The sequence below is a fragment of the Curtobacterium sp. VKM Ac-2884 genome, from assembly GCF_015350945.1.
GTDB lineage: Bacteria > Actinomycetota > Actinomycetes > Actinomycetales > Microbacteriaceae > Curtobacterium.
In genome coordinates this window covers 104,853-127,986 of the sequence record NZ_JADKSA010000002.1, presented here as the reverse complement: position 1 = coordinate 127,986, position 23,134 = coordinate 104,853, and the positions used below count along the sequence as shown (strand labels likewise).

The following is a 23,134-nucleotide window of genomic DNA, read 5'->3' as shown; positions in this document are numbered from 1 at the left end:
GTCAGGCTTCGCGTTCGAAGCGCGTCCGACTAGGGTCGTCCACCGCGACCTCCTCCCAGGTGGTCTGGTTCCCCTGCCGTCCCTCACCTCCTGACCAAGGAATTCTCGAGTAGCTGGTCCGCAATGATTCTCATTGAGGTGACGCTAAAGGTCACAGCGCACCGACGCTCCCCATGCGCGTCGCGTCAGCGCCGCCGCACCCCGAGCCCCACCACCGCAACCAGGTTCACCGCACTGCCCACCAAGAACCCCGTTGTCCCACCAGCGACTCCTGCGACCGGTCCGAGCACCGCCATGAGCCCAGCGCCGACGACGAACCCGGCGACCGAGGCGAGGGCGACCTGGCGCGAGCGCCCAGCGGCGAGCAGCAATGCCGCCGGCACGAGCCCGACGGTGAACACCCACACCGCGACCATCAGGTACCGCAGGTCGGCGACGGCGGCTGCACCCTCGGCGGGGTAGACGATCGGCAGGAACCACCCGGCGAGCAGCGCCACCAGCCCGAACACGACGGCGGACGCCGCAGCGAACCCGACGACGAGCACGAGCGCCCCACGCGAGCGCAACGACCCACCATCCGTCCGGTGCGCGAACGCCGGCACGAGCACCTGCCCCAACGCCTGCCCGAGCATCGACGCCGGCGTCGCCAGGGTGAACCCTGCGGCGTAGACCCCGGCGTCGTGCGCCGACGACGTCACCTGCGCCGAGATCATCGTCAACTGCAGCAACCCGTTCGACGTCACGACCGCCAGCACGTTCCACGCCGCGAACCCGAGCACCCCGGCAGCGGGTTCGCGCGAAACCGGTGCGAAGCCGTTGCCCCGCGGCCAGCAGGCGATCGCGAACACCGTGTACCCGATGGCCAGGGGCAGCAGCACGAACGGCTCGAGGCGGGCGACGCACGCCACCACGAGCAACCCGAGCGCCAGGACGCTCGTCACGGAGTCCCACAGCGCGACACGCGGCGCCCGGTCGTAGCCGAGCTGCGCTCCGCGGGCGTAGCAGTACAGGCCGTAGCCGACGACGACGCCGACGCCACCGAGCACCATCCCGGGGCCGTTGCCCCAGGCCAGCGCGACCGGCACGGTGACCGAGGCGAGCACCACGCTCGACACCAGCATCGAGACCCCGAGCAGCCGGTTCACCGCGGCGTCGGACCGCCGACCCCGCAGCGCGATCGCCAGGTACCGAGAGGCGGTGTTGCCCGCGGCGTTCGGCCAGAGCAGCGCGACGAACACCGACAGGGACAACAGGGCCGTGGTCTGCCCGAGGGTCTCGGTGCCGAAGACCCGCCCGACGACGACGGTGACGAGCAGCTTCGCGACGCCCTGCACCCCGATCCCGACCGTGGCGAGCACGGCCGACGACGCCACAGAAGACGACGGAGCCACAGGCGCAGAAGCCCCGCTGGAAGAACCAGACCCGCTCACCGCGCCAACGCCTGTTCCACCCATCCGCGCCGATGCGCGCGCAGCCCGAGCGTCACCGCCCGGACCCCGATGTACCCGAGGGCGAACGCCGCCCACAGCCCCGCGAGCGTCCAACCGGCCCACCACAGCAACGGCAGGTACACGACCAGGTTCACGCCGCCCGCGATCGCCAGGTACCGCGCATCCCCGGCCCCGATCAGCACCCCGTCGAGGACGAACACGTACCCGGCGACGGGCATCCCGACGGCGATGAGCACCAGCACGAGCGGCAGCGCGTCCTGCACAGCGGACGAGTCGGAGAACACCGGCCCGAGCACTCCGCTCACGGCCAGGGTCAGCGCCCCGAGCAGCGCCCCACCGATGATCCCGAGCAGTACGAGCCGCCGCGTCACCAGCCGGACACGCTCCGGGTCCCGCGCCCCGAGCCCGTGCCCGACGAGCGCCTGCCCGGCGATGGCCAGGGCGTCGAGCGCGAACGCCAGCGTCGAGAAGACGGTCAGCCCGACCTGCGTCGTCGCCAGCCCGGTGGTCCCCAGCCCGGCAGCGGCCCCGACGGTCGCGAGCATCGCGATCCGCAACGACGCGGTCCGCAGGAACAGCCAGGCCCCGGACCGCAGCGCCCGGACGACGCCCGAGGCACCGGGCCGCAGCGGCGCTCCCGACGATCGCGCGGCGCGCACCGCGATCCGGACGTAGACGATCGCCATCGCCCACTGCACGATGACGGTGCCGGCGGCGGACCCCTCGACGCCCCAGCCCGCGCCGTAGATCAGGACGGCGTTCAACAGCCCGTTCGCGACGAACCCGATGGTCGCGACGACGAGCGGGGTCTTCGTGTCCTGCAGCCCGCGCAGCAGCCCGGTCGAGGCGGTGACGACCAGGATCCCGGGCAGCCCGATGAGCGACACCGTCAGGTACGCGGTCGCCGCCGCCGAGACTTCGGGCGACGCACCGAACAGGTCGACGAGCGGCCCGGCGAGCGGCCACCCGACGAGCGCGAGCACCACTCCCAGCACGAGCGCGAGCCACATCCCGTCGATGCCCGCGTGGACGGCGCCGCGACGGTCGCCACCACCGAGCGCGCGGGCGACGGCCGGCGTCGTCGAGTACGCCAGGAACACCAGCAGGCCGGTCACCGTCGACAGCACGGCGCTCGCGAGTCCGACGGCCGCCAGCGGCGTCGCGCCGAGGTGCCCGACGAGCGCGGTGTCGGTCAGCAGGAACAGCGGCTCCACCACGAGCGCGCCGAGCGCGGGTACCGCCAGCCGGACGATGTCGCGGTCGACCGCACGCCGTTCGGCAGTGACTGCGGCTGTCATCGGTCGGTGCACCGGGCCATTCTGGCGGGGATGCGGCACGGGCGTCGTTCGCACACCCGGTGATGGTCGCCATCGTCGACTTGGCCGGTCCTGCTGGATGGCTCGGTGCACAGGCCCCTACGCTGCTCGGATGCGTTCTCTCGTCAAGCTCGATGACTGGTCTGCATCTGACGTCGACGCGGTCTTCGACCTGGCTGACGCATTCCGTGCGGGCCGGGGGCCCGTGACGGAGGGCGCGGCGGTCATGTTCTTCCCGCCGACGAGTCTGCGCACCAGGGCCACGTTCGAGCGGGGCGCTTCGCTCATGGGGCTCGAACCGATCGTGTTCCCGGACACGACACTCGACAAGCCGGAGGCACTGTCAGATGTCGCTCGCTACCTCGAGAACTGGGTCGACATCGTCGTGGTGCGCCACCACGACCTCGCCGTGGTCCACGCCTTGGCCGCGGCTCACGCGTTGCCGGTCGTGAACGCGATGACGGACGACAACCATCCGTGCGAGGTGCTGTCCGACCTTCACGCCTTGCGGCAGCGGGGCGACATCACCGTGATGCGCTTCCTCTTCGTGGGCGCGGACGGCAACATCGCCAGGGCGTGGCAGGAAGCTGCTCGCGTCTTGCAACTCGACCTCATCCAGTGCTGCCCGGCCGAACTCGCAACCCCGGGGGCTGCGTGGACCGACGACCTCGAGGCCGCTGTTCGGTCTGCGGACGTTGTCCTCACCGACGGTCCCGGTGCGCATGCTGACGCGCTCGAGCAGTATCGGATCACGGCGGCTCTCCTCGACCTCGCGCCGCCGGGAGTCCGCTTCAACCCGTGTCCGCCGTTCGTGCGCGGCCGTGAGGTCAGTGTCGACGCTGTAGAACACGCCGCATTCGTCGGACACGACTTCAAGGCCGGACTCCTCCCGGTACAGCAAGCCGTCATGGCGTTCTGCCTCGGCCTCGGCTGAGCAGGCGTCCTGATCACCGATCCGGCCCAGGTCGCGGCTCCTGCAGCTCACGGCCGAGGCTGCCGAGGCTGGCCGTGAGGACCTCTGTGAGGAGTCGGGCATGCGTGCCGTCCGGGTCGAGATCCGGATCGTAGACGGTGATCGATGCGCCGACGGCACGGGGAGCGAGCGCGCGGAGCAGCTCGATCAGCTCGTGTGGCGTGCAGCCGCCCGGATCGGGACTGTCGACGGCGGGCATCACCGCTGCGTCGAGCACGTCGACGTCGACCTGCAACCAGTAGCCCGCCGCACCCGCCGTCGTCCGCAGGGCCTTGACGACTGTGGCAGTGCCACGGGCGCGCCACTCCGAGGTCGGGACGACTGCGCCGAGCACCGAGCGGACCTCCGCGAGCTCGGCGTCGTCGTCGCGACAGCCGACGTGAGCAGTTCGTGCAGCATCGAAGTACGGGCCGGCACCGTCGATGTCGGACAGCGACGGCCAGTGGTGCCCGACGGCGGCGGCGAGGTCCTCCCCGGCCACGCTCGCGCACGCGTCGCTGTTGCCCGGGTTCCGGAAGTCGGTGTGGCCGTCGACGTGCACCAATCCGACGCCGTCCCGTCGTTTCATCGCGAGGCCGGCGCCGAGCAGCACGCTGCAGTCTCCGCCGACGACCAACGGTGCGGCTCCGGAGGCGAGCACCGTGTCGATGCGGTCGGCGAGCCGCCGCGCGTGGTCGATCACGGCTCGTTCGTTGCGAACGACACCGGGAGCACGGGTTGCGTCGTCATCGACGTAACGGCCGGGAAGGACCACGCCGGCATCAGCAGCTCCCTGCTCCGCGAACCGGCGGTGGAGGCCGGCTTCGCGGAGCGCCTCGGGTGCTTTCGCCGTGCCGGGCACCGCGCCTGGCTCTGGTGGCCGCAGGCCGAGATTCGTCGGGGCAGAGACGAGCGCGATCACCCGACTGAGTGTGTCAGACCGTGCCCGCCTCGCTGTCGGTCAGCTGAGGTGGTGTTCGTGGGCGTAGATCGCTGCGGCGATGCGGTTGCGGAGGCCGAGCTTGGTGAGGACTCCGGCGACGTGGGTCTTGACGGTGACTTCGCCGATGCCGAGCGCTGCGGCGATCTCGGCGTTCGACTGGCCCTTCGCGTCGACCGCCGCCGCGATCGGCCGAACGGCGTCCAGTGCGCCGTCCCGGGTCAGGTCGTTGCCGTCGCGGTGGCCGCTTGACCAGGCGACGCCGGCGCTCGTCGTCGCGATCGCACGCGCTCCAACCGAGAGGACGATGCGCGCGGACGCGACGTCCCACACGTTCGGCAGGACGACCGGTGCGCCGGGGACGTGCATCGCGGTGAAGGTGCGCGTGCGCTCGAGGTGCGTGCTCATCGTGCAATCTCAGCACACCGGCTCAGAACGGCCAGTCCGACGGGTGGGTCAGCGGCACTGCACGATCTGCACGTCGTCTTGGTGGGGGATCCGTCCGGGGCTGTCGGTCCGCAGCTCCACCCACGCGACTCCGTACCGGTCGAGCAGGTCGAGGTAGTCCGCGCTCATCGTGAGCAGCGCCGTGGCACTCGTTCGGAGCCAGGATCGCGCTCCCGGATTGTGTGTCTCGTCGTGGCCGCGCCGAGGCCGGCCCACGTCGTCGACGTGCGTCGTGACGGACGGGAGGCCCGTGGCGGCGCCGGCACGGGCCTCCCGTCCGGTGGTCCCACGTGCTCAGGCGACGGGTCTCGTCCAGCCGCCGTCCTGCGTCAGTCGGCGCGCGGCTCGGCGGGGACGCCGCCGGTGGCGGCGTGCGCTTCCTCTGAGGCAGCGGGCGTCGCGTCGTCGGTGCCGCGCGCCCGCCCGATCAGGTCCATCAGGTGGTACACGACGATCGCGGCGATGGTGCCGAGGATGATGCCGCCGAAGCTCGCCTGGCCGAACGCGAACGTGAAGTCCGCGATGCCGATGATGAGCGCGATGCCAGCGGTCAGCTGGTTCTTCGGCTTCGAGAAGTCGACCCGGTTCTCGACCCAGATCCGGATGCCGATGACACCGATCAGGCCGTACAGGGCGGTCGTCGCACCGCCGAGCACGCCGGCCGGGACCGAGGAGATGACCGCACCGATCTTCGGCGAGAGGCCGAGCAGGACGGCGGCGATCGCGGCGACCCAGTACGCGGCGGTGGAGAAGACGCGGGTGGCGGCCATGACGCCGATGTTCTCGCCGTAGGTGGTGGTGGCGGAGCCGCCGCCGGCACCGGCGAGCACGGTGGAGATGCCGTCGGCGAAGAGCGCCCGGCCGGTGAGGGGCGTGAGATCACGGCCGGTGAGCTGTCCGACACCCTTCACGTGGCCGACGTTCTCGGCGACGAGCGCCAGCACGACCGGCACGAACGCCAGGTAGATCGCGAGCTGCGACGGGTCGAACGCGGGAGCGGTGAACGTCGGCAGGCCGATCCACGGTGCCGCGTCGACCTTGGAGTAGTCGACCTGACCGCCGATCAGTGCTGCGACGTAGCCGATGAGGACGCCGATGACGATCGACAGGCGACCGATCAACCCCTTGAACAGGACGGTGACCAGGATGATCGCGGCGAGGGTGATGACCGCGACCACCGGGGCGGCCGTGAAGTTGTCCTTCGCCGCCGGAGCCAGGTTGAACCCGATCAGGGCGACGATCGCACCGGACACCACCGGGGGCATCAGGCGGTCGATCCAGCCGGCGCCGGCCAGGTGCACCACGAGCCCGACGATCGCCAGGAGGGCACCGACGACGATGATGCCCGACAGGGCGAGGGGGATGCCGCCGATCTTCGTCGCGGCGCCGATCGGCGCGATGAACGCGAACGACGACCCGAGGTAGCTCGGCAGCCGATTGCCGGTGATGAGCAGGAACAGGATCGTGCCGATGCCGCTGAACAGCAGGGTCGTCGACGGCGGGAAGCCCGTCAGCAGCGGCACCAGGAAGGTGGCGCCGAACATCGCGACGACGTGCTGCACGCCGAGACCGATCGTCCGGCCCCAGGTGAGTCGCTCGTCCGGTGCCACGATCGTCGTCGCGGAGACGGTCTTGCCGTCGCCGTGCAGCTTCCACGGAAGTCCCATGCGATGACCGTACCGGCAGCCGTACGCCCGTGACGCTCGTCGGTTCCCAGCTGTGGACAACTTGTATATGGTGTGTGACGTACCACAGGAGGAGCACCCATGCGTCGGCCCCACACCCTCGTCCGATCGAGCCGCATCGCGCTGGCGGTGCTCGCTGCCGCTGCGGCGGCCCTGTCGCCCGTCGCGGTCGCGTCCGCGGCGACGGCCGCGCCGGGCGCAGCCGCGTCGACGGCCGCGACGCCCGCCGCCGACTTCACCGCCGGGGTGCGGTCGATCAACCACGGGCTGGGGATCGTGACGGTCGCCGGCACCGGACCGGTCGGCGGGAGCATCGCGATCTCGGGCGACGGCGTCGAGTCCGTCTCGACGGAGGTCCGTCCGGGCGGCGCGTGGTCGGCGGAGGTCCGCGTCGGCCGGGGCGAACGGGTCGTCCGTGTCACGTCCCTGGTGACCGGCACGGTGATCGACCTGCCGGTCGAGCTGCGCACACTGACCCCTCCGGGGATGCTCGCAACCGTCGACGGCATCGCCCGCACCATCAGCATCGAGGGTGAGGGGTACCCGGGCGCCCACTTCGTCATCAAGGACAACGGCACGACCGCGGGCGAGGCCGACGTCGACGCCGAGGGCAGCTGGTCGTTCACCCTGCACGGCCTGTCGTTCGGGCAGCACCGCGTCGAAGCCTTCCAGTACTTCGACGGCACGCAGAACGGCGGGGTCGACGAGGACTACACGGTCTCCGGGGCCGCCGTCGTCACCACGGCCACGGCGTCACGGGAGACCGAGCGGGTGGCACTCGACGGCCGTGCCCCCGTCGGGACGACCCTGCGGTTCTCGGACCAGGACGGCCCTGTGGTCGGTGCTGACGGTCGACCCGTGACGGTCGCCACCGCAGCCGATTCGACCTGGCATGCCGAGGTGCCGTTCCCGGCTGCTGCTCGTTTCCACCGGGTCACCGTCACCACGTCCGAGGGCACCGAGGTGCTCGGCACGACCGAGGCACGCGTCACCGTGCCGATCGCCCTGACGGGCACCACCGAGGAACTCCCGGACGGCTCGGTGAAGCTCTCGGGCTCCGGCGAGATCGGCGGGGTCGTCTCGCTGGAGGACGACCACGGCAAGCCGCTGCGGAGTTCCGATGGCCGCCCCGTCGCCACGATGACCGGGCGCACCTGGGAGCTCGTCGTCCCGCGCTCGGTCCTGCCCGAGGACGCCGTGGTCGCACGGCAGCGTGTCGACGGCGTCGAGCAGGGATCCCTGCGACTGGTCCTGCCACGGATCCCGGCGCGCCCGGCGCCCACGCCCGGGCAGGGACCCGACGCCGGGGTGTCCACCGGGACCCACCCGGCCGCGCAGCACGCCGCCGCTGGTCGGATCACCGGCGGTACCGTGCAGCAGCTCGCGTACACGGGCAACGACCCGCGCACGCCGATCGGGATCGCCGCCGCGCTGCTGACCGCCGGTCTCGCCGGTCTCGGTGCATCGCGGGTCCTCCGTGGTCGCGCAGCCCACCGCGACTGACTCCGCTCGAACATGGCGTCGGTGGCTATCGTGGACGGCATGACCGACGTCGCACGTGCCTCCGGCATCCACACTGACGAACTCGACCCCGCGGTGCGCCCCCAGGACGACCTGTACCGCCACGTGAACGGCACCTGGATCGCTGAGACGCCGATCCCCGACGACAAGGCCCGCTACGGCTCGTTCACGGTGCTGGCGGAGGCCGCCGAACTCGCCGTCCGCGCGATCATCGAGCGCTCGCAGCAGGCCGCACCCGGCACCGAGGAGCGCAAGGTCGGTGACCTCTTCTCCTCCTTCACCGACGAAGCACGGCTCGAAGAGCTCGCCACCGCGCCGATCGAGCCGCTCCTCGCCGAGATCACGGCCATCGAGTCCGTGCCGGAGCTCATCGCCACCGTCGGACGCTTCGAGCGGCTGGGACTGCCGAGCTTCCTGCAGCTCTTCGTCGACAACGACCCGGGCGACCCCGAGTCCTACGTCGTGTTCCTCGAGCAGTCCGGTCTCGGCCTGCCCGACGAGTCCTACTACCGTGAAGAGCGCTTCGCCGACATCCGGACGAAGTACCGCGAGTTCGTTGCGGCGATGTTCCCGCTCGCCGGGTTCGAGGACGGCGGCGACCGCACCGAGCACGTCATCGCGCTCGAGACGGCCCTGGCGTCGAAGCACTGGGACAACGTCACCACCCGCGACAGCCAGAAGACCTACAACAAGCTGCCCTGGGCCGAGGTCGCGGCGCTCGCCGAGGGCATCGACCTGCAGACGTGGTGGCAGGCCATCGACGCACCGGCCGGCGCGTTCGAGACCGTCGTGGTCCGCGAGCCGTCGTTCATCACGGGCCTTGCCGAGCTCCTGCGCGACCAGCCGCTCGAGGTCTGGAAGGACTGGCTGCGCTGGCAGGTCATCCGTGGCTCGGCCGCGTACCTGACGAGCGCGTTCTCCGCCACGAACTTCTCGTTCTACGGCACCGCACTCACCGGGGCGCCGAAGCAGCGCGAGCGCTGGAAGCGCGGCGTCTCCTTGGTGGAGGGCGCGATGGGCGAGGCCGTTGGCCGGATCTACGTGCAGGAGCACTTCGACGAGACCTCGAAGGCCACGATGGACGACCTCGTCGCCAACCTGGTCGAGGCGTACCGGCAGAGCATCACGGCGCTCGACTGGATGACCGACGAGACCCGCGCGCGTGCCCTCGACAAGCTCGACAAGTTCACGCCGAAGATCGGGTACCCGGTCAAGTGGCGCGACTACTCGGCGCTGCCGGTCGTGCCCGACGACCTCGTCGCGAACGTCCGCGCCGTCGCGTCGTTCCAGGTCGACCGCGAGCTCGGCAAGATCGGCAAGCCGATCGACCGCGACGAGTGGTTCATGACCCCGCAGACGATCAACGCGTACTACAACCCCGGTTTCAACGAGATCGTGTTCCCCGCGGCGATCCTGCAGTTCCCGTTCTTCGACGCCGACCGCGACGCCGCCGCCAACTACGGTGCGATCGGTGCCGTCATCGGCCACGAGATCGGGCACGGCTTCGACGACCAGGGCTCGCAGTACGACGGCGACGGCAAGCTCGAGAACTGGTGGACCGAGGCCGACCGCACGGCGTTCGAGGAGCGCACGAAGGCCCTCATCGCCCAGTACGACGCGCTCGTCCCGACCGAGGTGCCGGACGGCCACGTCAACGGTGCCCTGACGATCGGCGAGAACATCGGCGACCTCGGTGGCCTGTCGATCGCGTGGAAGGCGTACCTGCTGTCGCTCGACGGCCAGGAGCCCCCGGTCGTCGACGGCCTGACCGGTGCCGAGCGGTTCTTCCTGAGCTGGGCGCAGGCGTGGCAGATGGCGATCCGTCCGGAGGAAGCCGCGCGCCTGCTGTCGATCGACCCGCACTCGCCGAACGAGTTCCGGTGCAACCAGGTCGTCCGCAACATCGACGGCTACTACGACACGTTCGGCGTGACCGAGAAGGACGCGATGTACCTCGACCCCGCCGAACGCGTCGCGATCTGGTGATGGTGGAGCCGGACGCGGCTCGGTCGTCACGCCGTCGGTGGCCGGAGGACCGCTCAGGTGGTGGCGGTCGAGCACGCGGTCGGCACAGCGGTCGACCCGACGACCGCTTCGGCGCCACGACCGAGGCCCTCGGCGCGCTCGCGCTCGACGGTGCCGGGGTGAGCGCCTCGGTGATCGACACCTCGACTGGCAAGGCCCTGCTGGCGATCGACGACACCGTCGTGCAGCCCGTCGCGAGCCTCGGGCGGGTCCTGCTGCTGATCGAGGTCGCGGCGCAGCTCGAGGACGGCCGCCTGCACGGCGACCGCCTCCAGCGCATGGCACGGGACACCGCGACCGGCGCTGGCCTGTGGCAGTTCCTGCAAGAACCGACGATGCAGGTGCCCGACCTGGCGACCCTGGTCGGTGCCACCGGTGACACCTGGGCGATGAACGCACTGCTGTCGACGGTCGGCATCGACGCCGTCCGCGAGCGTGCGGAGTCGCTCGGCATCGAGCGGACCGCCCTGATCGACCGGGTGCGCGACCGTCGTGGTCCGGACGATGCCCCGGATGCCTCGGTGGCCCCGACGGGTGAGCTCGCGTGGGTGATGCGCGGACTTGCGCTCGGTGAGGTCGTGGACGAAGCGGTGTCGAACCGGGTGCTCGGCTGGCTGTCGCTGGCGAGCGACCTGAACCTGGTGGCCGGCTCGTTCGGCCTCGACCCCCTGGCGCACCGTGCGCTCGACCACGGGTTGCAGGTCGTCGCGGTCACCGGATCGAGCACCGGCGTCCGCGCCGAGGCGGGGATCCTCCGCGGCCCGGGCTCGTCGGTCAGCTATGCCGTGACGGTGACGTTCGACGACGCCTCGTTGCAGCGGCGCCTCGCGGTCATCGAGGCGCTGCGGACCATGGGCACCGAACTACTCGAGGCAGTGCACGCCCCCGCCCACCGCTGATCCGGGCGGGCGCAGTCCCACGTCGGTGCGGTGTCGTTCCGCTCAGCGGAGCAGCACGAACGAGCGCAGCGGCTGCGGCTCGACGTCGTGCACCTCGATGAACCCGCGCGACTCGTAGAACGCCCGCTGGCCCGGTTCGGCGTCGGTCAGCAGGACGGTCTGCCGGATGCCCTCGTACCGACGGAGCACCGCATCGAGCAGCGCACCGCCGATGCCGAGCCGATGCGCTGACGGCACGACGAGCACGTCCTGCACGTACACGATGGTCACCCCGTCGGAGATCGTGCGGACGAGACCGAGCAGCCGACCGGCAGCGTCGCGGGCGGTCAGCACCGAGTGGGATCCGGCGATCGAAGCCGTCAGGGCCGCGGGATCATCGGTGTAGGCGGTCCACCCGACGGCGTCGTACAGCGCCACGAGTTCGGCCGTACCTGGTCGTTCGTCCCTGATCGTGCTGGCCACGGTGACCATCCTGCCCGCGCTCCGTGGAGGTTCAGACGAGGGCATGCGGGAGTGCCCCGACCTGACCGAGCAGACCCATCAGGTCCGGCTGCCCGACCTCGTCGACGATCAGGCCGTCGGCGAAGCGGTAGAAGTTGCTCGCGTGGACGGCCACCGGCAGCCCGGTGGGGGCGGTCCCGAGGAAGTCGCCGTCGTGCGTGCCCCGGAGCTCGAACCGCGCTGCGACGGCGTCGCCCTCGACGACGAGCCGCTCGATGCGCCACTGGACGTCCGAGAACGCGCTCCGCATGATCGCCAGGATCTGCAGGTACCCCTCGAGGCCACGAAACGGCTCCGGCGAGAACGGCGTGAGGAACTCCGCGTCGGGTGAGATCACCTGACGGCCGATCGACGCGTCGCCGGTGTTGATGAACTCGACGAATCGCTGCATGGCGGTGTGGGTGTCGGTGGTCATGGTGGTCCTGTCGACGGAGCGAGCGTGCGTGAGCCGACTACTTTACATAGCAAGCAACAAGCGTACGATCGCCGCATGAGCATGCAACCGACCTCCCGCAGCGAGACAGCCGGGAACGAGCGAGGATCTCGTGCCCGCGAGTACTTCACCGCCCTGGTACGGCACGAGACCGATCTGTGGAACACGGTGGAGCGGCGGATGCGCGGGGAGGGCGTGTTGAGCCTGGCCCGCTTGGAGGTCCTGCGCGTCGTCGACGCGGCGCCGACGGGAGCGCGTGTGCAGGACGTCGCGACCGGGGTCGGTACGTCGATCGCCGCCGCCAGTCGTCTCCTCGACCGGCTCGCCGCCGACGGTCTCGTCGAACGAGCGACGGATCCGGCTGACCGCCGCAGCGTGCGCAGCAGCCTCTCACTCCGGGGTCGGGACGCCGTCGCCGTGGCGCAGGAGCGATTCGAGGCGGCGCTGGACACCGTGCTCGCCGCTGCTGACATCGAAGCGATCGCCACCGCGACTGCCGCCCTCGGGCGGCTGCAGGCTGCGCTGGAGGGTGCGCGATGACGGCGACGATGCGCGCCGTGGTCATCGACGCGCCCGGTGGTCCCGAGGTCCTGCGACTGCGTGAGGTCCCGGTACCCATCCCCGCTCCGGGTCTGGTGCTGATCCGGGTGGAGGCCTTCGGCCTGAACCGATCCGAGCTGCACTTCCGCCGTGGCATGGGGCACTTCGGGAGTTTCCCGCGGGTGCCCGGGATCGAAGCGGTGGGGACCGTGGTGGCAGCACCCGGCGGCGAGTGCGCGGTCGGAGCGCAGGTCGCCGCCCTGATGGGAGGGATGGGCCGCGACCACGACGGCGGCTACGCCGAGTACACCCTCGTTCCGGCCAGCAGCGTCGTGCCGTTCACGAGCACCCTCGACTGGGCCACGATCGGTGCCGTCCCCGAGATGCTGCAGACCGCGCACGGCTCCCTCACGGTGGGTGTGGACGCGCAGCCGGGCGACACGCTCCTGGTCCGTGGCGGCACCTCGTCGGTCGGGCTCGCGTGCATCGTCCTGGCGAAGCAGCGGGGCATGACCGTCATCGCCACCAGTCGCAACCCGGACCGTACGGAGCGGCTGCACCGCGCAGGCGCCGACCACGTCGTGATCGACACCGGAAGCATCGCCGACGAGGTCCGCCGGATCGTACCGGCCGGTGTCGACGGTGCCGTGGAGCTCATCGGTACCGACACCCTGCCCGACACGTTGCGGGCCACCGCTGTCCACGGCACCGTGTCCTTCACCGGGATGCTCTCCGATGTCTGGACCATCCGCGACTTCTACCCGATGGACGTCATCCCCAACGGGGTCCGACTCACCGCGTACTCCGGTGCAGCCAGCGACCTGCCGGCACCGGTGTTGCAGGGCTTCCTGGACGCCGTGGCAGCAGGGAGCACAACGGTACCGATCGCGAAGGTCTACCCGCTCGAGGACATCATGCAGGCCCACCGCGACATGGAGGACGGGGCTCGCTCCGGGAAACTCGTGGTCACCACCCGCTGATCGTCCGCTACGACGTCGCCTGTCCCTCCGGCACGAGCGCCTGCACGGACAGCAGCGACGCATCGGCGGACGAGCACGCCTGGTAGTCGGCGTCCTTCACGAACAGCGACTGCTCGGATCCCGGCGGGTACACGCGGAAGCCGTCCGGGGTCTTCGGCGAGCAGTCGGCCTTCGAGTAGTTCCCGGCCTGGACGATCTTGAGCGGCGCTACGGCGGTCTGCCCGGCGGCCAGGGTCACGGTCGGGTGCGGTGAACTCTTCTCCTGCGTCGCCGCGGCACCGATCTGACTGCCGTTGCCACCGCCGACGAACGAGACGCCCGGCCATCCCTGCAGGGTGCAGGTCGCCGAGCCGGTGTTCTGCAGGGCGAGGTGCACGATGACGCTGCCGGCCGCACCGCCGCTGCCCGGCTCGATGCTGGCGGCGAGCGAGGACGCGGCACAGCGACTGCCAGCGGCCGACCCGGACCCCGACGACCCGGAACCCGTGCCGGCCGACGACGACGAGCCGGACGCCGACGAGCCGGACGACGGGGTCGCGGACGACGACGACGCCGACGAGGACGACGATGCGGACGGGGACGGCGCGGGTGCGGTCACCGTCTCGGTGGCGGAGGGTTCCCCGCCGGAGGCACAACCCGCCAACGCCCCGACTGCGACGAGCCCGGTGACGGCGAGCAGGAACTTCGATCGACTGCTGCGTTGCATGGTGCACAGGCAACCACCACCGGGAGACCGCGGTTCGGTCGGCATCCAGGGACCGCGAGCACACTCCGGAGCAAGGAACCCGAGCAGCGGAGGTCGGACATGACGGGCAAGCACGAACAGGCACGTGGCGACGAGGGCCGCGCGGACGGGGTCGAGACCCGCGCAGGCGCCTTCACGGACAGCGACATCCCCGGCGAGGAGCGCGTCACGACGACGGAGCCCGTCGGCGAGTTCGTCGCGAGCGACATCCCGGGCGAGGCCCGCCCGGAGTCGAGCGGACCCGACGGCGAGTACGTCGAGTCCGACATCCCCGGCGAGGCCGAACCGACGCAGGACGGCGAGACCGGCCACTACGTCGACAAGGACCAGGCCTGACGACTAGTCGATGCGCTCCGCCGCCACCAGGCGGCGGAGCGTCTCCACGCCCGCTGGCGGGCAGCGACCGGCGTCCGCCGAAGTGACCCACTCGACCTCGTCCACCTCGGCCGAGGCGACGGGCGTGGCGGAGTCCAACGGGCCTCCTGGTCGGACCAGGAACAGCGTCATCGCGACCATCGTGCCGGGCGCCTGCCCGTGAGCCGGCTCGAGGACGACACCGAACGGGTCGACGTCACCGGCGGTCACCCGCAGGCCGGTCTCCTCGTGTGCTTCGCGGATGGCGGCGTCGAGGTCGGTCTCGTGCGGCTCGGCCTTGCCGCCGGGCAGGTAGAGCACGTCGCGCGCTCGCGCGCGCACCATCAGGACGCGTCGGTCCCGCACCAGCAGGAGCGCGCTGACACGCAGGGTCGCGGGAGCGGACGGGAGGCTCAGCTCGCGTCCGCCTCGTCGGCGCGCTTCGAGACGGTCGGGTCCAGTGCGGTGCGGTCGGCGAGCGGGACGACGGGCGCCGGCAGCTCTGCCTCGGGCTCGGGTCGCACGCCGAACAGGGCGTCGATGGCCCCGACGAACTCCTCGCCACGGCCGGCGCGGCCGAGCTCGCGGGCGCGGACCGACGGGCGGTGCAGCAGGACGCCGACCAGGTGCCGGAGCGCCCGCTCGGTGTGCTCGGCGGACTCGCCGTCGGCGTCACCGCGGCGCTTGGCGCGGTCGATCTCGTCGTCGAGGATGTCGAACACGTGCTTGCGGAACGCGACGAGGGCCGGGGTGGTCGACTGCTCGAGCGCCTGCGCCCGGAAGCGGGACACGGCGTCGTCGACCATCGCGCGGGCCTCGGACTCGGCGTTCAGCTCGGAGATAGGTGCGTGCAGGCTGATGGTCTCGAGGTCGAGCAGCTCGACGCCGTCCACACCGGCAGCGGCCGGGTCGACGTTGCGGGGGAGTCCGAGGTCGATGACGATGCGGCGGCTGCCGTCGTCGAGGTCGGCCGGTGCGACGACCGGGAGCTCGCTCGACGTGCAGGTGATCACGACGTCGCTGGTGCCGATCGCGTGGCGCAGGTCGCGGGCGGCGACGAGGTCGTGCTTCGCGGCGAACCAGGCGGCACGGCCCGAGGGCGAGAACACCTGGATGTGCACGGCACCGCGGTCGCGCAGGGCCGCGATGGTGGTGGCCGCGTAGCTCCCGGTGCCGATCAGCAGCACGCGGGTGTGTGCCCAGTCGGTGACGCGCGACGACGCGAGCTGCAGGCCGAGGCGCACGAGCGAACGACCGGCGGCACCGATCCGGGTGCGGGTCTTGACGCCGCGCGAGGTGTGGGCGGCTTCCTGGAACAGCCGCTCGAGGTCCGAGGTCGTGGTGCCGTTGCTCCGGGCGTCCTCGAGCGAGCGGCGGACCTGCCCGGAGATCTCGGTCTCGCCGACGACGACGGACTCGAGCCCGCTCGACACGGCGAACAGGTGCTGCACGACGTCCTTGCCGCCGAGCACGTTGACCGAATCACGCAGTTCGGTGGCGTCCAGGTCGCTCGCAGCGGCCACGGCCTGCACGGTGGCGGCGACGGCGGAGTCGCGATCGTCGCCGGCGATGTCGAGGTAGGCCTCGAAACGGTTGCAGGTGGCGAGGACGACGGCGCCGTCCAGGACGTCGGAATCCGTCACGAGGTGGCCTGCTGCGGCCGGGGCAGCGATGCTCAGTCGCTCCAAGAGGTCGAAGCTGGCGTTGCGATGCGACGCCGTGAGACAGATGAGCACGTAGCCAATGGTAACGCGCTCGATGGGACAATCATCCGGTGACCGACGCGACGACCACATCCCTCCCCGACTCCCACCCCCTGGCATCAGGGCGGACGAGTGGGTCCCGCCTCGTCCGGGCCCTGCGGGGTGACCGTCCGGAGACACTGCCGGTGTGGTTCATGCGGCAGGCCGGTCGGTCGTTGCCCGAGTACCGCGAGCTCCGGGTGGGCACGGCCATGCTCGACGCGTGCCTCGACCCCGAGATGGCGTCGGAGATCACGCTGCAGCCCGTCCGCCGGCACGGGGTGGACGCCGGCATCTTCTTCAGCGACATCGTCGTGCCGATCAAGCTCGCGGGCGTGGACGTCGAGATCGTCCCCGGTCGGGGCCCCGTGCTCGGCTCACCGATTCGCACCGCGGCGGACGTCGACGCCCTCGAGCCGCTGGACCCGGCGGCCCTCGAGCCGATCCGGCAGGCGGTCGCCCGCACGGTCGAGCAGCTCGGCGACACCCCGCTGATCGGATTCGCAGGCGCACCCTTCACGCTCGCCGCGTACCTGGTCGAGGGCGGCCCGTCGAAGGACCACATCCGCGCACGCACCCTCATGCACGCGGAGCCGGAGACCTGGTCGCGGCTGCTGGCCTGGGCGGCCGGGGTGTCGGGGGCGTTCCTCCGGGCCCAGGTGCTCGCCGGGGCCTCGGCCGCACAGCTCTTCGACTCGTGGGTCGGATCCCTGTCGCGCGCCGACTACGTCCGGTACGTCGCACCGCACTCGGCGCAGGCGCTGTCCCACGTGGCCGACCTGGGCGTACCGCGCATCCACTTCGGCGTCGGCAGCGGCGAGGTCCTCGCCGACATGACCACGCTCGGCACAGACGCCATCGGCGTCGACGCGGTCGGGGTCGACTGGCGGCTCCCGCTCGACGAGGCCGTCCGCCGCGTCGGCACCGGCGTCAGCGTGCAGGGCAACATCGACCCGGCGATGCTCGCGGCCCCGTGGGAGGTCCTCGAAGCGCACGTGCGCGAGGTCGTCCGCCGCGGTGGCGCCGCCCGCGCCCACGTCGTGAACCTCGGCCACGGTGTGCCGCCCGAGACCGACCCGACGGTGCTGACGCGTGTCGTCGAACTCGTCCACTCGCTCGGTGACGGGTCTGCCGCGTGACCGACGTCGTCGTGGTCGGCGGCGGGATCGCCGGACTCGTCACCGCCCGTGACCTGGCCAAGGGCGGCGCGGACGTCGTGCTGGTCGAGTCGTCCGGCGTGCTGGGCGGCATGATCCGGCGGCACACGGTCGGCGGCCTCGACCTCGACATGGCGGCGGACTCGTTCGCCACCCGCACGGACGCCGTCGGCCGCCTGGCAATCGAACTCGGGCTCGGCAACAACGTCGTCGCCCCGGACCCGCGCGGCGCCTGGTTGATGACCCGTGACGGCCGGACGTCGCCGATCCCCGCGACCGGGCTCCTCGGCATCCCGAGCACCCCGATGGCCGCCGACGTGCTCGCCGTCGTCGGGCAGAAGGGCGGGCTCCGCGCACAGATGGACTCGCTGCTGCCCGGACCGGTCGGCGCCAAGGCGGAGTCCCTGGGCGAACTCGTCCGGCGGCGCATGGGGGAGCGGGTCCTCGACGACCTGGTCGTCCCGATCGCCGGCGGGGTGCACTCCACCCACCCGGACCAGCTCGACCCGGAGCGGGTGGCTCCCGGCCTCCGCGCGGCACTGCTCCGCGAGGGCTCGCTGGCCCGCGCGGTCCTGGCACTCCGGGCCCGTGCTGCCGCCGGTACCCCGGTGCAGGGGATCCGCGGCGGGATCGTCCGGCTCGTGGACGAACTCGTCGCCGACATGGAGACCTACCGCGTCGACGTCCGGTTGCACACCCGGGCGACCCGGATCGAGGCGCACGCGGTCGAGGTCGTCTCCGCCGACGGCACGGTCGAACGCCTGCCCGCGCAGCGCACCCTGTCGTCGGTGCCCGATCCCGAGCGCACCGCGGCACCGGACCGGACCGGGATCGAGCTCGTCACGCTCGTCGTCGACCAGCCCGAGCTCGACGCAGCCCCCCGCGGGACCGGGATGCTCGTGCACCCGGACGCGCAGGCCGTGTCGGCGAAGGCCCTGACGCACGCGACGGTGAAGTGGCCGTGGCTCGCCGAGGCGGCTGCCGGCCGCCACGTGCTGCGCCTGAGCTACGCGACGCCCGCCGACGCGACCAGTGCGCACGGCGCGAGCGGTCCCGACGACGCGGCCACGAGCCTCCCGGTCGACCCGGACGGACCCGTCGGCACCCGGGCGCTGCACGACGCGGCCACGCTGCTCGGCGTCCCCCTGACGGCGACGCACGTCGTGGGCGCTGCGCGCGTCCGCTGGCACGGTCCGGACCTGACCGCTGCCGGTCTCGGAGCGGGGGTCGTCGGCATCGGCGAGGTCGCGACCGGACGGGGCCTGGCCGGGATCATCGCAGCCGCCCGCACCGCCGCTGGACAGATCCTGGATTCCTGAGCGGACCCCAGACCGCCCGGGGGCTACTGTTGGTGAGACCGTCGGACGTATTCCGTTCGGCGCATGACCACCGCACACTGAACCAACGGAGGAATCGCACATGCGCGGAAAGCTCCTGTTCGTCGCCGGCGCCGCACTCGGGTACGTCCTGGGATCGCGAGCCGGACGGGCGCGGTACGAGCAGATCAAGACCGTCAGCGGCAAGGTCTGGAACAGCAACGGCGTCCAGAAGGGCGTGCACGTCGCTGAGGACTTCATCGCCGACAAGACCCCGGACGTCGCCGAGTTCATCGGTGAGACGACCAAGAAGGCCGTCCGCAAGGTCGGCCAGAAGAAGGACACCACCACCTCATGACCGACACCCGCGACCGCAAGTCGCGTTCGCTGTTCGGTCTGGTGGGCGACGTCCCGAAGCTCGTCAAGGGCCTGGTCAAGGGTGAGATCGACCTGCTCAAGGCCGAGATGCTCACGAAGGCCAAGATCTTCGGACTCGCCGCGGGGCTGCTGGTCGGTGCACTCGTCATCGTGCTCTACGCGATCGGCGTGCTCCTGACCGCCGCCGTGATGGGCCTGGCGACCGTGATGCCGGCCTGGCTCGCAGCGATCGTGATCGCCGTGGTGATGCTGATCGTCGCCGCCATCCTCGGGTGGATCGGCTGGAAGCGCCTGAAGAAGGGCCTGCCGATCACGCCGAAGCGCACGATCGACAGCGTCAAGAACGACATCAACGCGGTGAAGGGGATGGGCAAGAAGCCCACTCCGCCGAGCCAGTACGGCAGCCGCAAGCCGGACGTCGGCGGCCGGTTCTGAGCCCCGACAGCCGCACCACCGACGGAGGAACCGTGACCGATCCGCACGACGATCTCGCAGACCGCGTCGCCGCGACCCGCGCCCAGCTGTTCGACACCCTCGACGCGATCGAGGACAAGCTCAACGTGCCGAAGCAGATCGGCATCGCGGCGTCGAAGGTCAAGCGCGGCATCGACGAGAAGCCGGTCCCGTACCTGGCCGGCCTCGCAGCCGGAGTAGCGGTGGTCGGGGGTATCGTCGTGATGGTGCTCCGACGGCGGTAGACCGCCCGAGCGCGGTCCACCGGGTGCGGGGCGGCCACAACCCTGGCAACCGATAGGACAAAGGACCCATGAGTTCCGACGCGCCCGCTCCTGCAACCGCGCACACCTCTCCGCACGAGACCGACCCCGCGACGGGGATCGATCCCAACCTCATGACGGCGTACGCCCTCTGGGCCGTGTTCCGCAGGCCGCTCGGCCCGGTCCACCGCGTCGGTGACGACGCCGTGGCCGAGCTCGACGCCGTGATCGCGTCCGCCGCCGAGCGCGGGGTGACCGTCCGTGGCTTCTACGACGTCTCCGGCTTCCGTGCCGATGCCGACGTCATGATCTGGCTGCACGGCGACGACGCGCAGGTCATCCAGGCCGTGCTGCGCGAGATCCGCCGCACCGGGCTGTTCCAGGACACCGAGCCGGTGTGGCACGTGATGGCGATGCACCGCGAAGCCGAGTTCAACAAGCGGCACACCCCGGCGTTCCTGCGTGGCAAGGACCCCGAGGCGTGGATCACGGTGTACCCCTTCGTCCGCTCCTTCGAGTGGTACCTCCTGCCCGAGGACGAGCGCTCGAAGATGCTGCGCGACCACGGGATCGCCGGCGCCAAGTACCGCCGCGTCCTGACGAACACCATCGCCACCTTCGCCCTGAGCGACTACGAGTGGATCCTGCCGCTCGAGAGCCCCGAGCTCGTCGACCTCGTCGACCTCATGCGCGACCTCCGGGCCACCGAGGCCCGTCTGCACGTGCGCGAAGAGGTCCCCTTCTTCACGGGTCGTCGCGTGACGACCGCCGAACTCCCGGAGGTGCTGTCATGACCGACACCAGCCTGATCACGAACGGTCAGCCCGTCCTCGCCGCCACCCCCGCGGCCGCTTCCGGTCCGGAGCACGTCGAGGTCCCGACCGCGTACGACGCGATCCTGCTCGCCGGCTTCGGTGGCCCCGAGGGCCAGGACGACGTCATCCCCTTCCTCCGCAACGTCACCCGCGGCCGCGGCATCCCCGACGAGCGGCTCGAAGAGGTCGCGCACCACTACCGGCACTTCGGCGGTGTGAGCCCGATCAACGCCCAGAACCGCGCGTTGAAGGCGGCGCTCGAGGCCGAGCTGGCATCGCGCGGCATCGACATGCCGGTGCTCTGGGGCAACCGCAACTGGGAGCCCTACCTCGAGCAGGCCTTCACCGACGCCGCCGACAAGGGCTACAACAAGCTCATCGCGATCGCCACGAGCGCCTACTCGTCGTTCTCGAGCTGCCGCCAGTACCGCGAGGACTACGCGCGCGTGCTCGACGAGACCGGGCTGCTCGGCACTATCGAGATCGACAAGATCCGGCAGTTCTTCGACCACCCCGGCTTCGTCCGCCCGTTCGTCGACGGCGTCCGTGACGGCATGGCGAAGGCCATCGCCGAGAACGACGGGCTCGAGGTCGCGACCGAGCTGCACGTGCTGTTCTCGACCCACTCGATCCCGTCGACCGACGCTGCGAAGTCCGGCCCGGACTACCGCGGCTTCGACGAGCACGGCGCCTACGAGGCCCAGCACCTCGCCGTCGCGCAGGTCGTCCTCGACCAGGCGTGGGCGGAGCTGCTCGAGCAGCCGGAGCACGCACACCTGCAGGGCACGTCCAAGCCCGCCTGGAAGCTCGTGTACCAGTCGCGCTCCGGCCCCCCGACGCAGCCGTGGCTCGAGCCCGACATCAACGACTACATGGACGAGGAGCTCAAGGGCGGCTCGACCCGCGCCGTGCTCATCGTCCCGCTCGGCTTCGTGAGCGACCACATGGAGGTCATGTGGGACCTCGACGAGGAAGCCACCGAGACCGCGCAGGAGCTCGGTTTCTGGTCGGTCCGCACGCAGACCCCCGGTGTCGACCCGGCCTACGTCTCCGGACTCGTCGACCTGGTGCTCGAGCGCGTCAACGGGACCCCGACCAGCGAGCGTCCGCACCTGACCGACATCGGTCCCTGGTACGACGTCTGCCGCCCGGGCTGCTGCGAGAACGTCCGCGCCGGCTTCAAGCCCGCTGCCGCCGGCGTCGCCCCGTGACCGACGCTCCGACCCCGATCCGGCTGGGCACCCGCGCCAGCCGGCTCGCGGTCGCGCAGTCGCAGGACGTCGCCGACCGCCTGGCAGCGGCGGCCGGTCGTCCGGTCGAGCTCGTCACGGTCACGAGCGAGGGCGACACGAACCGCGCCTCGCTCGCGTCACTGGGGGGCACCGGTGTGTTCGCCAGCGCCCTGCGCGAAGCCCTGGTCGCCGGCGAGGTCGACGTCCTGGTGCACTCGCTCAAGGACCTGCCGACCGCGCCGTACCCGGGCCTGACGATCGCTGCCGTGCCGAAGCGTGCCGATGCCCGCGACGTCCTCGTGGCGCGGAACGGCGCGACCGTCGAGAGCCTGCCCGAGGGTGCGAAGGTCGGCACGGGCTCACCGCGTCGCGTCGCGCAGCTCAAGGCGAAGCGCCCCGACCTGGACGTCATCGACATCCGCGGCAACATCGACACCCGCCTGGGCCGGGTGGACGACGACCTCGACGCCGTCGTGCTCGCCGCCGCCGGGCTCACCCGCATCGACCGGCTCTCGGCCGCCACCGAACTGCTCGACCTCGGTTTCTGGCCGAGCGCTCCGGGGCAGGGCGCGCTGGCGATCGAGACCCGTGCCGGTGAAACCGACACGAACCTGCTCGCCGCGCTGCGCAAGATCGAGCACGCCCCGACCCGCCTGACGGTGTCGGCCGAGCGCGAGGTGCTGGCGAAGCTCGAGGCCGGCTGCTCCGCCCCGATCGGTGCGACCGCGGTCGTGGACGCCGAGCTCCTGCTCGTCTCCGCCACCGTCTACAGCCCCGACGGCGCCGAGTACCGCACGGCGTCGCACGCTGCCGTGCTCGAGGGATCCGCGCAGGACCGTCTCGCCGAAGCACTCGAGGTCGGTGGCCGCGTGGCCGCCGAGCTGCTCGAGAACGGTGCCGGCGACCTGGCGGACCTCGCCGACTCGGTGAAGTAGAGCCCGTCACGGACACGCCCGCTCCCGTCGTCGTCATCCCCCGGGGTGGCGCGT

General features: G+C 71.4%; 25 protein-coding genes. 15 read left to right on the top strand and 10 right to left on the bottom strand.

What is annotated here, in order from left to right; genetic code table 11:
* Nucleotides 1-185: 185 nt before the first annotated feature.
* Nucleotides 186-1,358, bottom strand: a complete 1,173-nt coding sequence (locus ITJ60_RS04990) for a lipopolysaccharide biosynthesis protein (protein ID WP_194647174.1) — start codon at nucleotides 1,356-1,358, stop codon at nucleotides 186-188.
* Nucleotides 1,359-1,426: 68 nt separating this feature from the next.
* Nucleotides 1,427-2,749 carry an MATE family efflux transporter gene (locus ITJ60_RS04985; protein WP_194647173.1) on the bottom strand — a complete coding sequence of 441 codons (1,323 nt, stop codon included), beginning with the start codon at nucleotides 2,747-2,749 and terminating at the stop codon, nucleotides 1,427-1,429.
* Here ITJ60_RS04985 and ITJ60_RS04980 point away from each other — a divergent pair.
* The gene (locus tag ITJ60_RS04980) at nucleotides 2,703-3,701 is read left to right on the top strand and encodes an ornithine carbamoyltransferase (protein ID WP_323749107.1); all 999 of its coding nucleotides are present in this window, start codon (nucleotides 2,703-2,705) and stop codon (nucleotides 3,699-3,701) included. The genes ITJ60_RS04985 and ITJ60_RS04980 overlap by 47 nt on opposite strands.
* A 13-nt stretch (nucleotides 3,702-3,714) precedes the next feature.
* On the opposite strand, the gene ITJ60_RS04975 is transcribed toward ITJ60_RS04980, so the two are convergent.
* The 3 genes from ITJ60_RS04975 to ITJ60_RS04965 all read right to left on the bottom strand — a co-directional run bounded on the left by ITJ60_RS04975 (nucleotide 3,715) and on the right by ITJ60_RS04965 (nucleotide 6,773).
* Nucleotides 3,715-4,581 (bottom strand): arginase family protein, encoded by an 867-nt coding sequence (locus ITJ60_RS04975; RefSeq protein WP_323749127.1) that lies wholly within the window; start codon nucleotides 4,579-4,581, stop codon nucleotides 3,715-3,717.
* Between the two features lie 99 nt (nucleotides 4,582-4,680).
* A complete protein-coding gene (locus tag ITJ60_RS04970; protein ID WP_194647171.1) occupies nucleotides 4,681-5,067 on the bottom strand; it encodes an isocitrate lyase/phosphoenolpyruvate mutase family protein in 387 nt (128 codons plus the stop codon).
* 368 nt (nucleotides 5,068-5,435) lie between these two features.
* Nucleotides 5,436-6,773: a uracil-xanthine permease family protein gene (locus ITJ60_RS04965; protein ID WP_194647170.1), complete on the bottom strand. Its 1,338-nt coding sequence runs from the start codon at nucleotides 6,771-6,773 to the stop codon at nucleotides 5,436-5,438.
* A gap of 99 nt (nucleotides 6,774-6,872) precedes the next feature.
* Between ITJ60_RS04965 and ITJ60_RS04960 the strand changes: the two genes are divergently transcribed.
* The 3 genes from ITJ60_RS04960 to ITJ60_RS04950 are packed head-to-tail and all read left to right on the top strand — an operon-like array spanning nucleotide 6,873 to nucleotide 11,236.
* The gene (locus ITJ60_RS04960) at nucleotides 6,873-8,294 is read left to right on the top strand and encodes a hypothetical protein (protein ID WP_194647169.1); all 1,422 of its coding nucleotides are present in this window, start codon (nucleotides 6,873-6,875) and stop codon (nucleotides 8,292-8,294) included.
* 39 nt (nucleotides 8,295-8,333) lie between these two features.
* Nucleotides 8,334-10,298 carry a M13 family metallopeptidase gene (locus ITJ60_RS04955; RefSeq protein WP_131880858.1) on the top strand — a complete coding sequence of 655 codons (1,965 nt, stop codon included), beginning with the start codon at nucleotides 8,334-8,336 and terminating at the stop codon, nucleotides 10,296-10,298.
* Nucleotides 10,298-11,236: a serine hydrolase gene (locus tag ITJ60_RS04950; protein WP_194647168.1), complete on the top strand. Its 939-nt coding sequence runs from the start codon at nucleotides 10,298-10,300 to the stop codon at nucleotides 11,234-11,236. The genes ITJ60_RS04955 and ITJ60_RS04950 overlap by 1 nt, the downstream gene beginning before the upstream one ends.
* Nucleotides 11,237-11,278: 42 nt before the next feature.
* Here ITJ60_RS04950 and ITJ60_RS04945 read toward each other — a convergent pair whose 3' ends face one another.
* Together ITJ60_RS04945 and ITJ60_RS04940 are read right to left on the bottom strand one after the other, a co-directional pair.
* Nucleotides 11,279-11,698: a GNAT family N-acetyltransferase gene (locus ITJ60_RS04945; RefSeq protein WP_416371903.1), complete on the bottom strand. Its 420-nt coding sequence runs from the start codon at nucleotides 11,696-11,698 to the stop codon at nucleotides 11,279-11,281.
* Nucleotides 11,699-11,729: 31 nt separating this feature from the next.
* Nucleotides 11,730-12,152, bottom strand: a complete 423-nt coding sequence (locus tag ITJ60_RS04940) for an ester cyclase (RefSeq protein WP_194647166.1) — start codon at nucleotides 12,150-12,152, stop codon at nucleotides 11,730-11,732.
* Nucleotides 12,153-12,227: 75 nt separating this feature from the next.
* Between ITJ60_RS04940 and ITJ60_RS04935 the strand changes: the two genes are divergently transcribed.
* Both ITJ60_RS04935 and ITJ60_RS04930 read left to right on the top strand, forming a co-directional pair.
* Entirely contained in the window at nucleotides 12,228-12,710 is a 483-nt protein-coding gene (locus ITJ60_RS04935; RefSeq protein ID WP_228509867.1) for a MarR family winged helix-turn-helix transcriptional regulator, read from the top strand.
* Complete coding sequence (locus tag ITJ60_RS04930) at nucleotides 12,707-13,690, top strand: zinc-binding alcohol dehydrogenase family protein (RefSeq protein WP_194647165.1); 984 nt, start codon at nucleotides 12,707-12,709, stop codon at nucleotides 13,688-13,690. The genes ITJ60_RS04935 and ITJ60_RS04930 overlap by 4 nt, the downstream gene beginning before the upstream one ends.
* 7 nt (nucleotides 13,691-13,697) lie before the next feature.
* Here the strand turns inward: ITJ60_RS04930 and ITJ60_RS04925 are convergent, their stop codons facing one another.
* On the bottom strand, nucleotides 13,698-14,396 hold the full coding sequence (locus tag ITJ60_RS04925) for a DUF4232 domain-containing protein (RefSeq protein ID WP_194647164.1): 699 nt from the start codon (nucleotides 14,394-14,396) through the stop codon (nucleotides 13,698-13,700).
* Nucleotides 14,397-14,495: 99 nt separating this feature from the next.
* Between ITJ60_RS04925 and ITJ60_RS04920 the strand changes: the two genes are divergently transcribed.
* Nucleotides 14,496-14,771 carry a hypothetical protein gene (locus tag ITJ60_RS04920; protein ID WP_123294504.1) on the top strand — a complete coding sequence of 92 codons (276 nt, stop codon included), beginning with the start codon at nucleotides 14,496-14,498 and terminating at the stop codon, nucleotides 14,769-14,771.
* A 3-nt stretch (nucleotides 14,772-14,774) separates the two neighbouring features.
* Here the strand turns inward: ITJ60_RS04920 and ITJ60_RS04915 are convergent, their stop codons facing one another.
* Nucleotides 14,775-15,179: an NUDIX hydrolase gene (locus ITJ60_RS04915; RefSeq protein ID WP_267238194.1), complete on the bottom strand. Its 405-nt coding sequence runs from the start codon at nucleotides 15,177-15,179 to the stop codon at nucleotides 14,775-14,777.
* Between the two features lie 23 nt (nucleotides 15,180-15,202).
* Nucleotides 15,203-16,525 (bottom strand): glutamyl-tRNA reductase, encoded by a 1,323-nt coding sequence (locus ITJ60_RS04910; RefSeq protein ID WP_194647162.1) that lies wholly within the window; start codon nucleotides 16,523-16,525, stop codon nucleotides 15,203-15,205.
* A 38-nt stretch (nucleotides 16,526-16,563) separates the two neighbouring features.
* Between ITJ60_RS04910 and hemE the strand changes: the two genes are divergently transcribed.
* From hemE to hemC, 8 genes are all read left to right on the top strand, one after another.
* The gene (gene hemE / locus ITJ60_RS04905) at nucleotides 16,564-17,670 is read left to right on the top strand and encodes a uroporphyrinogen decarboxylase (RefSeq protein ID WP_194647161.1); all 1,107 of its coding nucleotides are present in this window, start codon (nucleotides 16,564-16,566) and stop codon (nucleotides 17,668-17,670) included.
* The gene (locus ITJ60_RS04900) at nucleotides 17,667-19,007 is read left to right on the top strand and encodes a protoporphyrinogen/coproporphyrinogen oxidase (protein WP_323749106.1); all 1,341 of its coding nucleotides are present in this window, start codon (nucleotides 17,667-17,669) and stop codon (nucleotides 19,005-19,007) included. The genes hemE and ITJ60_RS04900 overlap by 4 nt, the downstream gene beginning before the upstream one ends.
* A 100-nt stretch (nucleotides 19,008-19,107) precedes the next feature.
* Nucleotides 19,108-19,362, top strand: coding sequence for a hypothetical protein (locus tag ITJ60_RS04895; protein WP_017887727.1), 255 nt, complete (start codon nucleotides 19,108-19,110; stop codon nucleotides 19,360-19,362).
* Nucleotides 19,359-19,817: a phage holin family protein gene (locus ITJ60_RS04890; RefSeq protein WP_111083766.1), complete on the top strand. Its 459-nt coding sequence runs from the start codon at nucleotides 19,359-19,361 to the stop codon at nucleotides 19,815-19,817. The genes ITJ60_RS04895 and ITJ60_RS04890 overlap by 4 nt, the downstream gene beginning before the upstream one ends.
* A 32-nt stretch (nucleotides 19,818-19,849) precedes the next feature.
* Complete coding sequence (locus tag ITJ60_RS04885) at nucleotides 19,850-20,080, top strand: DUF3618 domain-containing protein (RefSeq protein WP_111083767.1); 231 nt, start codon at nucleotides 19,850-19,852, stop codon at nucleotides 20,078-20,080.
* A gap of 68 nt (nucleotides 20,081-20,148) precedes the next feature.
* Nucleotides 20,149-20,892, top strand: coding sequence for a hydrogen peroxide-dependent heme synthase (gene hemQ, locus ITJ60_RS04880; protein ID WP_228509865.1), 744 nt, complete (start codon nucleotides 20,149-20,151; stop codon nucleotides 20,890-20,892).
* Nucleotides 20,889-22,124, top strand: a complete 1,236-nt coding sequence (locus ITJ60_RS04875) for a ferrochelatase (RefSeq protein ID WP_194647160.1) — start codon at nucleotides 20,889-20,891, stop codon at nucleotides 22,122-22,124. Before hemQ ends, ITJ60_RS04875 begins: the two co-directional genes overlap by 4 nt.
* Nucleotides 22,121-23,080: a hydroxymethylbilane synthase gene (gene hemC / locus ITJ60_RS04870; RefSeq protein WP_194647159.1), complete on the top strand. Its 960-nt coding sequence runs from the start codon at nucleotides 22,121-22,123 to the stop codon at nucleotides 23,078-23,080. Before ITJ60_RS04875 ends, hemC begins: the two co-directional genes overlap by 4 nt.
* The last annotated feature ends 54 nt before the right edge of the window (nucleotides 23,081-23,134 follow it).